Raw genomic sequence first — 11485 nt, forward strand, 5'->3', positions numbered from 1 at the left:
TGGGCGCGTGAGCTGGACGCGGGAAACTACTGGTGTTCGGCGCGGACGATGTACCGGATCCTGTCCGCCGCCGGTCAGAACGGCGAACGCCGCCGTCAGGCCAGGATGATGATGTGGTCGAACTGGTCCCTCTTGTTGTTGAGCCAGTCCCCCAGAGACGGACGCATCCACGGCGAGATCGACGCCGAAACATCGATGTCCACGGCGAAGTCGACCAACTCCACTTCTTCAGCGTCTGCCCGCTTGCTGATGCGGGTCCGCTGCGTTTCCTCGCCTGTCTGGTTCTCGTTACCTACAGACGACGGACCACGCCAAGCGCCCTGGGCTTGTCGCTCACCCTTGCCCCTCCCCAAGACATGGCCGACCCTCCCTGCCCGCCACAAGCAGGAGGGAAGTCTACAGACCGTGCGACTGTGCTGTTCCCGGATGGGACGACCCTGACGAACCCGTCGATGGCACAGGTCAAGCAGAGGATCGGCGCCTAGCGGCCGCAGGGCCGGCCCTGCGCGGAAGGCGGTTCCTGAGATGCCTCAGGGACCGCCTTCTTGTGGTTCGTCCCAGATCAGCGTGTACGGCCACAGGAGCCGTCGTCGGCACCGGCAACCGGGCAGCAGGTGCCGGGCAGCCTTCCGGACCTGACCCCAGTGCATGGTCGAGTCCTCGATCGGCATGCCGACCGGGCCTCGCTTGCCTCCGTGCAGCAGCGCGTGAAGCCGGCTCGCCGGCACGCCACAGCCGCTGATCACCCAGTCCAGGGATGTCCGGTTGTACGCCAGCCCGACGATCACCAGTCGGCCGCCGGGCGCCGTGAGGCGCACCAGACGCCCCACCGCCTCCTCGAAGGCTGCGTGGTGGACGACGGCGACCGCGCTGACGAAGTCGTACCCGCCTTCCGGCAGCGAGGGGTCATCGAGGTAGTCCGCCTCGAGGAACGTGGGATCCCGCCCTCGACGCGAGCTTCCGGGCGAGCAGGCCGTCGCCGCAGCCGACGTCCAGAGCCGCACCGCAGTCGTCGGGGACTGCGGCGAGGACCGCTGGGTGGTAGTGGAGGTTGTGGTTCCAGTACGGGTCCTTCGTGCGCGCCGGCACCGGGTCAGACGCTCCGGGTCGGCAGGGGCTTGCCGTACCAGAGCTCGATCAGACGGGCCGCGATGGAGATGCCGTAGGGCGGCAGGACTTCTCCGGTCTCGAACGCGGAGCGCAGCTCCTCCCGGGAGAACCAGCGGGCCTCGTGGATCTCGTCCCCGTCGACGTCGATGTCCGTGGTGGTGGCGTGCGCGAGGAAGCCGAGCATCAGGCTGGACGGGAAGGGCCAGGGCTGACTGGCGATGTACTGGACCTCGCCGATGGTGATGCCGACCTCTTCGAACACCTCGCGCCGCACCGACTGCTCGATGGACTCCCCCGGTTCGACGAAGCCGGCGAGGGTGGAGAAGCGGCCCTCGGGCCAGTGCACCTGGCGGCCGAGCAGGATGCGGTCGTCGTCGTCCGTGACCGCCATGATCACAGCCGGGTCGGTGCGCGGGTAGTGCTCGGCACCGCAGGCGGGGCAGCGGCGAATGTGACCGGCGGCCGCGATGACCGTGCGCTCGCCGCAGCGCGAGCAGAAGCGGTGCAGGCGCTGCCAGTTCTCCAGCGCGACCGCGTGCACCATCAGGCCGGCGTCGCGTGGCGACAGCAGCAGTCCGGCCTCGCGCAGGCCGGCCGGGCGCGCCGACTGGTCCATCCGGCCGGGAAGTGCGTCCTTCTGAAGGGCGAAGTAGCTGACGCCGTCCGCGTCGGTGCCCAGGAAGTAACGGTGGGCCTCGGTGAGCGGTGCCTCGAAGGAGGGGGTCATGACGAGTTCGGTCCGGCCGTCGGGCGTCTCGTCGATGAGGGCCTGGCCCCCGGAGACCACGAAGCAACGCGTCGAGGGGTGGCTCCATGCCGCGGCGAGCCATGCCTCGTCGAGCCGGTGGTGGGCGGCCCGGTCGATGCCGCTCGGCGCGGTGAGCGAGATGGGCCGGTCGGCGGTGTGGTCGGTCCAGGTGGTCACGTGTGCTTCCAACTCCCCCGGTGCAAGGGTGGTTTCGGCGGGCGGTTCAGCGAGGCGCAGGTCGGGCGGGGACCGGGTCGGGCGGGCCTGAGGCGGGCGGGGCGGTCCTTCCAGTGTGCCGCGCCGGGCGGTTCGCTCGGGCGACCTTGTGCCCCGCGCCTTCGTCAGTCGGCATCGTGCCGGTTCTCCCCCAGGTCGTCCCACAGGTATGCGGCGGTTTCGACGCCTTTGAGGAGCAGATCGAGTTCGACCTTCTCGTTCGGGGCGTGCCAGCCGTCTGAGGGGATGGAGATGCCGAGGAACAGGACTGGTGCGCCGAGGACCTCCTGGAGGTCGGCGGCGGGTCCGGACCCGCCCTCGCGGGTGAAGCGGACGCGCTGCTGGAAGGCGCGGCCCATGGCGCGTACGACGGACTGTAGGGCGGGGTGGCCGAGGGGCGTCAGGCAGGGGCGGGTGGCCGCGCCGAACGTGATCTCGTGCCGGATCCCGGCGGGCAGCGCGTCCGCCGCCCAGGCGCGCACCACCTTCTCGATGTGGTCGGGGTCCTGGCCCGCGACCAGCCGGAAGGAGAGCTTGACCATGGCGGAGGACGGAATGATCGTCTTGCTGCCGGGGCCCTGGTAGCCGCCGCCGATGCCGTTGACCTCGGCGGTGGGGCGGGCCCAGATGCGCTCCAGCGTGGTGTGTCCCGCCTCCCCGTACCTGGCGGTCGACCGGGCGGTCCGCAGCCACTGCTCCTCATCGAAGGGCAGTTCGGCGAAGAGTTCGCGTTCGCGGTCGGTGAGGTCGACGACGCCGTCGTAGAAGCCCGGTATCGCCACGCGCGCGTGCTCGTCGTGCAAGGCGGCGACCAGGCGGGCGGCCGCGGTGGCGGGGTTGGGCACGGCGCCGCCGAAGGACCCGGAGTGGATGTCCTGCTCGGGTCCGTACAGGGTGATCTCGCATTCGGCGAGGCCACGCATTCCGGTGCAGACGGTGGGGGTGTCCGCGGACCACATGCCGGTGTCGGAGACGATCACCGCGTCGGCGGCGAGCCGGTCGGCGTGCTGTTCGACGACGGTGCGGAAGTTCGGGGAGCCGGATTCCTCCTCACCCTCGATCAGCAGCTTCAGGTGGACGGCCGGGGCGGTACGCCCGGTGGCGGCGAGGTGGGCGCGGACGCCGAGTGTGTGGAAGAACACCTGGCCCTTGTCGTCGGCGGCCCCGCGCGCGTACAGGCGGCCGTCGCGGATCACCGGTTCGAAGGGGTCGCTGTCCCAGCCGTCCTCGCGGGCGGCGGGCTGGACGTCGTGGTGGCCGTAGACGAGGACGGTGGGTGCCTGCGGGTCGTCGGAGGGCCACTCGGCGAAGACCGCGGGGGCTCCGGCAGTCGGCCAGACCTCGGCGGTGGGGAAGCCGGTCTCCCGGAGCTTGGCGGCGAGCCACTCGGCACTGCGCCGCACGTCCGCCGCGCGCTCGGGCTGTGCGGACACCGACGGGATGCGCAGCCACTCCGCGAGGTCGTCGAGGAAGGCGGCGCGGTGGCTGTCGATGTACGTGCGGACGGCACTGTCCGGGGTCTCGCTCATGGTCACGAGCCTATCGGCCGGCGCCGACATCCTGGTCCGCCGGTTCCCCACCGGAGGGGCCGGCCAGCAACAGCCGCTCGAGGGCGGCCCGGTCGGGGAGTCCTTCGGGGCGTACGACCTCGCCACTGCGGACGTACAGGAACGCGGCCCTGACGGCGTCCAGGGGCACGCCCTGCTGCTCGGCCCAGGCGAGCCGGTACAGGGCGAGCTGGAGCGGGTCGGCGGTGCGGGCCCGGCTGGTCTTCCAGTCGACGATCTCGTACTGCGCGCCGTCCTCGCCGTCCACGCGGTAGACGGCGTCGATGCGGCCCCGCACCACGCGGCCGGCGATGCCGAGCTGGAAAGGTGCCTCGACGCGGTACGGGGTCCGATGGGCGTACGGGGTGCGTTCGAAGGCGTCCTTGAGGGCCTCCAGGTCGCGCTCGTCGGCGATCTCGGCGTCGCTGCCGGGCAGCTCCTCCGGCTCCAGCATGGGCAGCCGCAGCTCCTCGAAGCGTGCCTCCACCCAGGCGTGGAATCGGGTGCCCCGGCGCGCCGCCGGCTGCGGGGGGCTGGGCATGGGGCGTGCGAGTTCCTGTGCGAGCCCGTCCGGGTCGGCGGTCAGTCGCAGCACCTGGGAGGCGGTCAGCGACGGCGGCAGCGGCACGTCGGTGACGGCCGCGCGGGCGCGCAGCAGCTCTCCGGTGAGGGCGTCCAGATCGCGGTCCCAGGAGGCGACGGTGCGGGCCTCCTCCGGGGTGAGCGCGGGGGCGTCCTCGGGCGGGTGCCGCCGCGCGTGCGGGACGGTGGGAGTGCCGTCGCCCGCGGGTACGCGCGCGTGGGGGGGCGTGGAAGGGGGCGTGGGACGGTGGGTCGTCCAGGAGTCCCAGTCGGAGGCATCCCCTTCGTGGTGGTCGTCCCGGGCGGCTTCCTCCTCGGCGGGCGGCAACGCGCCGTGGGCGGTTTCCTCCCCGTCGGAGTCGTCGTAGAGGTCCTCGTCGTCCGGCGGTGGCGGCCATTCCGGGTCGTCGTACGCGGAGGGGGCGTGGTGGGCCGCCGGGTGAGCGCCTTCGTGTGGGGCGACCTGCTCCAGGTGGGCGAGTACGGTCGCGGCGGCGGCGCGGCGGCGGGCCAGGGCCGCCTCGTCCAGCGGGAGCGGCCAGGCGTGGTCGGTGGCGGCCTCGTGGAGTGCCGGGTTCGCCTCGTCCTCGGCGGGCGGGTCGGCCCACACGTCGATCTCGCCGTATCCGGCCTCGCAGTGCTCGTAGAGGGCCTGGAGGAAGTCCGAGGGGCCTCGGGGGCGCTTCTGGGCGGGGCCCCACCAGTGGCCGGAGCCGAGCAGCAGGGAGCGGGGGCGGGTGAAGGTGACGTAGCCGAGGCGCAGCTCCTCGGTGTGCTGGTGCTCCTTCATGGCCTCGTGGAAGGCCTTCAGGCCGCGGGAGTCCCAGGTCTCGACGTCGGGGAGGGTGTCGGCGTCGCCGCGCAGCGCGTGCGGCAGCACCTTGCCCTGCGCGGTCCACTTCTCTCTTCCCTGGGCGCTCGGGAAGGTTCCTTTGACCAGCCCGGGGACGGCGACGACGTCCCACTCCAGACCCTTGGACTTGTGCGCGGTGAGCACCTTGACGGTGTTCTCGCCTCCGGGCAGGGCGTTGTCCAGGCCCTTCTCGTACTGGGCGGCGGTGCGCAGGAAGCCGAGGAACGCGAGAAGGCTGGCGTCCGGTTCGTTGGCGGCGAAGGACGCGGCGATGTCCAGGAAGTTCGAGAGGGTCTCGCGGCGGCGGGCGGCCAGTGCGTGCGGGGACGCGGACAGCTCCACTTCCAGGCCGGTGACGGCGAGCACGCGGTGCAGGACGTCCATCAGCGGGTCGGCGAGGGAGCGGCGCAGGTCGCGCAGTTCGGCGGCCAGCCGTGCGAACCGTACGCGCGCGTCGGGCGAGAACGGCAGCCCGTCGTCCTCCCGGTCGGCCTCCATGGGCAGTTCGAGGAAGGTGTCGAGGGCATCCGCGAGCGAGATCACCTCGGACGGGTCAACGCCCTCGACGGCGGCGGCGAGCCTGCGGTCCGGGTCCTCGCCGTCGTCCACCCGCGCGTGCGACACGAGAAACCGGGCGCGCCGGCCCAGGAGCGCGAGGTCGCGGGGGCCGATGCGCCAGCGCGGACCGGTGAGGAGGCGGACCAGGGAGGCGTTGGCGCCGGGGTCCTGCAGGACCTCGCAGACGGCGACGAGGTCGGCGACCTCGGGCAGGTGCAGCAGTCCGGACAGGCCCACGACCTCGACCGGGATGTCGCGTGCGACGAGGGCGCCCTGAATCTCCGCGAAGTCGGTCGCGGTGCGGCACAGGACGGCGATCTCACCGGGCGCGGTGCCGGTGCGCACCAGGTGGGCGAGGGAGTCGGCGATCCAGTCGATCTCCTCGGAGTGGGTCCGCAGCAGGGCACAGCGCACCAGGCCGTCACGCTCGGCGCCCGGGGCGGGGCGCAGGGCCTCCACGCCCGCGTGCATCGCGCGCAGGGGGGCGGCGAGGCCGTTGGCGAGGTCGAGGAGGCGGCCGCCGCTGCGGCGGTTCTCGCTGAGGGCCTGGCGGGTCGCGGGGCGGCCGTCGGCGTGCGGGAAGTGCTCGGGGAAGTCGTCGAGGTTGGCGACGGAGGCTCCGCGCCAGCCGTAGATCGCCTGGCAGGGGTCGCCGACGGCGGTCACGGGGTGGCCGCTGCCGCCGCCGAACAGTCCGGCGAGCAGGACGCGCTGGGCCACCGACGTGTCCTGGTACTCGTCGAGCAGGACCACGCGGAATTCGTCCCGCAGGATGCGGCCCACCTCGGGGAGGCCCGTGAGGTGGGCGGAGAGGGCGATCTGGTCGCCGAAGTCGAGCAGGTCCCGCTCGCGCTTGGCCGCCCGGTAGCGGATCACCAGCTCGGCGAGTTCCCGGCGGGCGGCGGCCGTCTCGGGCACCTTGCGCAGGTCGGCGTTGGTGAGCCGGACGCCTTCCAGGGTGCGCATCAGCTCGGCGTCGTGGGCGCGCAGGTCCTCCGGAGCCACGAGGTGCTCGGCCAGTTCGGCGTCGAGCGTGAGGAGGTCTCCGACGAGGTCCGGGAAGGACCGGGTCAGCGCCGGATAGGGGCCCGGTGCCTCGCGCAGCACGCGTGCGGCGAGCTGGTAGCGGGTGGCGTCGGCGAGCAGGCGTGATGTGGGTTCGAGTCCGATGCGCAGGCCGTGGTCGGTGAGGAGCCTGCCCGCGAAGGCGTGGTACGTGGAGATCACCGGCTCGCCCGGCGGGTCGTCCGGGACGATCACGTCCGGGTCGGTGACGCCCGCCTTGATCAGCGCCTTGCGGACACGCTCGGCGAGTTCACCGGCCGCCTTGTTGGTGAAGGTCAGGCCGAGGACCTGCTCCGGGGCGACCTGACCGGTGCCGACGAGCCACACCACGCGGGCGGCCATCACCGTGGTCTTGCCCGACCCGGCTCCGGCCACGATCACCTGCGGGGCGGGCGGCGCGGTGATGCAGGCCGTCTGCTCCGGGGTGAACGGGATGCCGAGGAGCTCCTTGAGCTGCTCGGGGTCGGTGATGCGAGCGGGCATGACGGAGAGGCTATCGGTGGCCACTGACAGTGGGTGCCGAACTGCCTGCCGCGCCGGACGATGTGCTGGTCAGCACGGGTGGTGCGACTGGTCACACCCGTCCTGTCAGTCCATGACCTGCCGGCCCTCCGGCCGCGCGCTGCACGACGCCCGGAACGCGCAGTGCGTGCAGTGCTGCCCGGTGGTCGGCGAGAAACGCTCGTCGAGGACCTTGCCGGCGGCGGTGGCCAGCAGCTCACCGGCCCACTCACCTTCCAGGGGGTGCTGCGCCTGCACCTTGGGCAGCGTTTCCCCGCCGTCCTTCCTCGCGGCGCCCTGCCGCAGGTGGACCAGTTCCGCGCCGCCCGGCTCGGGACGCCGGCCGCCGAACGCCTCGTCGACGGCGCCCTCACGCACGGCCAGCTGGTACACCGCGAGCTGCGGGTGACGGTCCACCTCGGCGGCGCCGGGCGCCTGCTTGCCGGTCTTGAAGTCGACCACGTAGGCGCGGCCCTCGCCGTCGGACTCCACGCGGTCCATGGAGCCGCGGATGCGCACCTGGTAGTCACCCGCTTCGAGGGTGACGTCGAAGTCGTGCTCGCTCGCCACCGGGGTGCGCCCGGCGCGGGCGCCATTGGAGTCGACGTGCCACTTCAGGAAGCGTTCGAGCGCCGCGCGCGCGTTGTCCTTCTCCTGGGCGGACTTCCACGGCGCGTCGAAGGCGAGCGCGTTCCACACCGAGTCCAGGCGTTCCATGAGCACGTCCAGGTCGGCGGGGGTGCGACCGGAGGCGACCTCGTCGGCGAGGACGTGCACCACGTTCCCGAACCCCTGGGCGGCGGTCGCCGGCGCGTCGGCCTTCACCTCACGGCCCAGGAACCACTGCAGGGCACAGGTGTTCGCGAGCTGGTCGAGGGCGCTTCCGGAGAGCACGACGGGCTGGTCGCGGTCGCGCAGCGGCACCTTGCTCTCGGTCGGGTCCCACATGCCCCACCAGCGGTACGGGTGGGCGGACGGCACCAGGGGCCGTCCGTCGTCGTCGGTGAGGGCGGCGAGCCGGGCCAGCCGACGGGCGGCGGCCGCACGGAGGGCGTCGGAAACGCGCGGGTCGACGGTCGTGGCGCGCAGTTCGGCGACCAGGGCGGCGACGGACAGGGGACGGCGTGGGCGGCCGGTGACGTCCCTTGGTTCGACGCCGAGTTCCGCGAGGAAGCGGGAAGGCTGGTCGCCGTCGTCGGCGGGGGCCTTGACGGCGGTGACGACCAGCCGCTCACGCGCGCGCGTGCAGGCGACGTAGAACAGGCGGCGCTCCTCCGCGAGCAGCGCGCCCGAGGTGAGGGGTTCGGCGAGCCCGTCACGGCCGATGCGGTCGGCCTCCAGGAGGGAGCCGCGGCGGCGCAGGTCGGGCCACAGGCCCTCCTGGACGCCGGCGACGACGACCAGGCGCCACTGCAGTCCCTTGGAGCGGTGCGCGGTCATCAGGCGTACGGCGTCAGGACGTACGACGCGGCGGGTGAGCGTGTCGGCGGCTATGTCCTGGGCCTCGATCTCCTCCAGGAAGTTCAGGGCGCCCCGGCCGCCGGTGCGCTCCTCCGCGCGCGCGGCGGTCGCGAACAGGGCGCACACGGCATCCAGGTCACGGTCGGCGTTGCGCCCGGCCGCGCCGCCGCGCCGGGAGGCGTTCTCCAGGCGCCTGGGCCACGGCGTGCCGTCCCACAGCACCCACAGGGCCTCCTCCGCGGTGCCGCCGTCCGCGAGCCGCTCGCGGGCCTTCCTGAGCAGCGCACCGAGGCGCTGGGCTCCGCGCGCGTACGCCGGGTCGTGCGTCACCAGTCGCTCGGGTTCCGCCAGCGCCCGAGCGAGCAGGTCGTCGGAGGGCGGGGGTACGGGATTGCCGGCCGCCCGCTCCTCCTCGCGCAGGGCACGGCCGAGGCGGCGCAGGTCCGCGGCGTCCATGCCGGCGAGCGGGGAGGCGAGGAGGGTGAGCGCGGTCTCGGTGTCCAGCCAGGGTTCCGGTTCGGCCCCCTCCTGCTGGGCTTCCTCCGACCTTGTTCCCGACGCCTCCGCCCGCGCCACCGCCCGCGCCACCGCCCGCGCCACCGCCCGCAGCGCCGTCAGCAGCGGGGTCACCGCCGGTTCATGACGCAGCGGCAGGTCGTCGCCGTCGATGTCCAGGGGAACTCCCGCGGCCGTCAGGGCGCGGCGGACCGTCGGGATCGTGCGGGCTCCGGCGCGCACCAGGACGGCCATCTCGCCCCACGGAACGCCGTCCTCCAGGTGCGCCCGGCGCAGGATGTCGGCGATGTTGTCCAGTTCCGTGCCGGGGGTGGGGTACGTGCAGGCCTCGACGCGGCCCCCGTCCCGTACGGCGGCGAGTTCCCGGTGGGCGCGTACCTTCTCCGCCGGAAGCCGGGTCAGCGGCATGCGCTGGGTCAGCAGCCGGGTCGCGGCGAGGAGAGCGGCTCCGGAGCGGCGGGACGTCCTGAGGACCTCGACGGGCGCCGGTGTGCCGTCGGTGCGCGGGAAGGCGTGGGGGAAGTCCAGGATGCCGTTCACGTCGGCGCCCCGGAACGCGTAGATCGACTGGTCGGGGTCGCCGAAGGCCACCAGGGTCCGGCCGTCGCCCGCGAGCGCCCGCAGGAGCCGTATCTGAGCGGGGTCGGTGTCCTGGTACTCGTCGACGTAGACCGCGTCGTACTGGCCGGCGAGGCGCTCGGCGACGCCGGGGCGGCCGGCCAGCAGGACCGCGCGGTGGACCAGCTCGGCGTAGTCGATCACTCCCTGGAGGTCGAGGACGTCCAGGTACTCGGCGAGGAAGGCGGACGCGGCCTGCCAGTCGGGGCGGCCCGTACGCTCGGCGAAGCGGCGCAGGGAGTCCGGGCCGAGGCCGAGTTCACGGCTGCGGGCCAGCACGGCGCGGACCTCGTCGGCGAAGCCACGCGTGGTCAGACAGGCGCGCAGCTCGTCGGGCCAGCGCACGTGTGCGAGGCCGAGGCGCTCCAGATCCGGCTGGCCGGCGAGCAGCTCGCGCACGGCCACGTCCTGCTCGGGGCCGGACAGCAGCCGCAGGGGCTCGGCGAAGAGGCCACTGTCCTGATGGGCGCGGACCAGGGCGTAGCAGAACGAGTGGAACGTGGTCGCCTGCGGGGCGTGCGCCGCGCCGGTGCGCAGCGCCATCCGGTCGCGCAGGTCGACGGCGGCCTTGCGGCTGAACGTGAGCACCAGGATGCGTTCCGGGTCGCCGCCGCGGGCGATCCGGGCGGTGACGGACTCGACGAGCGTGGTCGTCTTACCGGTGCCCGGACCTGCGAGAACGAGCAGGGGGCCGGACCCGTGCTCAACCACCGCGCGCTGGCTCGCGTCCAGTCGAGGGGGATCCACCCGGACGGGCGGGGTACGCACCAGTCGGTAAGCGCCACGGCTCCCCTCCCGCACCCGGGGGTGCGGCAGGCGCCTGGTGGAGGAAGAGGAGCTCACGTGGTTCGCCGGTCCTGGTGGTCGTACTCGTGCTGGTCACTGCAGGCGCGGAACGCCGTCGTCGAGGGGTGGTGGTCGGGCGGCGGCCGGCAGGGCTGCCGCGTGTGGCGGGCGGTGGTCGCGGGATGAAGGGGACGCGCGCCCTCGACGCTACGCCCGCCCGGTCCGCGGAAGCAGGGCTTCCCCGACCTCCCGCATGCCCCTCCCGTCACCGACGCCACTGTGGTTGCCCAGTCCATGAACGTACGGCATGCCACGCTTGTGCCCTACTTCACCCGTACGAGCGAGGCGTGCCCGTTCGGCCCGTCCAATGCCGGAAGCTGTCAGATGTGACCCTCCGCGCGTTCGACGCCGTCCCAGCGCGCCCGCCTCATGTCGACCCGCGGCAGATGCCCCTCCGAGGCGCGGCCGGCCTCCCGCAGTGGGGTGCCCTCCGCCCGGTAGTGGCCGAGCGCCTCCAGCTCATGGCCCGGGAGCAGTACGCCGTCCGCGCGGATGACGCGCCACCACGGGACCGCTCCGCCGTAGAGAGCCATCACCCGGCCCACCTGGCGCGGGCCTCCGTCCTCCAGCCACTCGGCGACGTCCCCGTACGTCATCACGCGCCCCGGCGGAATGCGTTCGGCCACGTCAAGGACCCGTTCCGCGTACTCGGGAAGGGCGTCCGCCGCAAGGTTCTCCTCGCTCATCCGCCCCATCCTGCCCCACGCCACCGACAATGTGATGAGAGAGCGGCCGAGCGAGACCCTCGCCCCGGCGCAGCTCTTCGGGCAGACTGTGCGCCCCCGCATTTGCACCCTGATGCCCCCGTGTGTCGGGTGGGCATGCCACCATCGTGCGGGCGGTGACTGGTGATACGAGACCAAG

General features: G+C 73.1%; 8 protein-coding genes and 1 pseudogene. 2 read left to right on the forward strand and 7 right to left on the reverse strand.

The window, feature by feature from the left end; genetic code table 11:
- Positions 1-95 precede the first annotated feature (95 nt).
- Entirely contained in the window at positions 96-224 is a 129-nt protein-coding gene (locus tag AB0N14_RS01270; protein WP_366023667.1) for a hypothetical protein, read from the reverse strand.
- 186 nt (positions 225-410) lie between these two features.
- Between AB0N14_RS01270 and AB0N14_RS01275 the strand changes: the two are divergent.
- Positions 411-485: pseudogene (locus AB0N14_RS01275) on the forward strand (NrdH-redoxin); the annotation flags it as partial.
- A gap of 45 nt (positions 486-530) precedes the next feature.
- Here AB0N14_RS01275 and AB0N14_RS01280 read toward each other — a convergent pair.
- The 5 genes from AB0N14_RS01280 to AB0N14_RS01300 form a co-directional block, all read right to left on the reverse strand.
- Positions 531-1004: a methyltransferase domain-containing protein gene (locus AB0N14_RS01280; RefSeq protein WP_366023668.1), complete on the reverse strand. Its 474-nt coding sequence runs from the start codon at positions 1002-1004 to the stop codon at positions 531-533.
- Between the two features lie 89 nt (positions 1005-1093).
- A complete protein-coding gene (gene nudC, locus AB0N14_RS01285; protein ID WP_200419200.1) occupies positions 1094-2035 on the reverse strand; it encodes an NAD(+) diphosphatase in 942 nt (313 codons plus the stop codon).
- 164 nt (positions 2036-2199) lie between these two features.
- Positions 2200-3603 (reverse strand): dipeptidase, encoded by a 1404-nt coding sequence (locus tag AB0N14_RS01290; protein ID WP_366023669.1) that lies wholly within the window; start codon positions 3601-3603, stop codon positions 2200-2202.
- 10 nt (positions 3604-3613) lie between these two features.
- Positions 3614-7162, reverse strand: coding sequence for a UvrD-helicase domain-containing protein (locus AB0N14_RS01295; protein WP_366023670.1), 3549 nt, complete (start codon positions 7160-7162; stop codon positions 3614-3616).
- A 105-nt stretch (positions 7163-7267) separates the two neighbouring features.
- Positions 7268-10618, reverse strand: a complete 3351-nt coding sequence (locus AB0N14_RS01300) for an ATP-dependent DNA helicase (RefSeq protein ID WP_366023671.1) — start codon at positions 10616-10618, stop codon at positions 7268-7270.
- Here AB0N14_RS01300 and AB0N14_RS01305 point away from each other — a divergent pair, their 5' ends adjacent.
- Positions 10619-10747, forward strand: coding sequence for a hypothetical protein (locus AB0N14_RS01305; RefSeq protein WP_366023672.1), 129 nt, complete (start codon positions 10619-10621; stop codon positions 10745-10747). It abuts the gene before it with no gap.
- 194 nt (positions 10748-10941) lie between these two features.
- On the opposite strand, the gene AB0N14_RS01310 is transcribed toward AB0N14_RS01305, so the two are convergent.
- Entirely contained in the window at positions 10942-11307 is a 366-nt protein-coding gene (locus tag AB0N14_RS01310; RefSeq protein WP_366023673.1) for an MGMT family protein, read from the reverse strand.
- Positions 11308-11485: the final 178 nt, after the last annotated feature.

The organism is Streptomyces sp. NPDC051104 (genome assembly GCF_040682835.1).
GTDB lineage: Bacteria > Actinomycetota > Actinomycetes > Streptomycetales > Streptomycetaceae > Streptomyces > Streptomyces cynarae.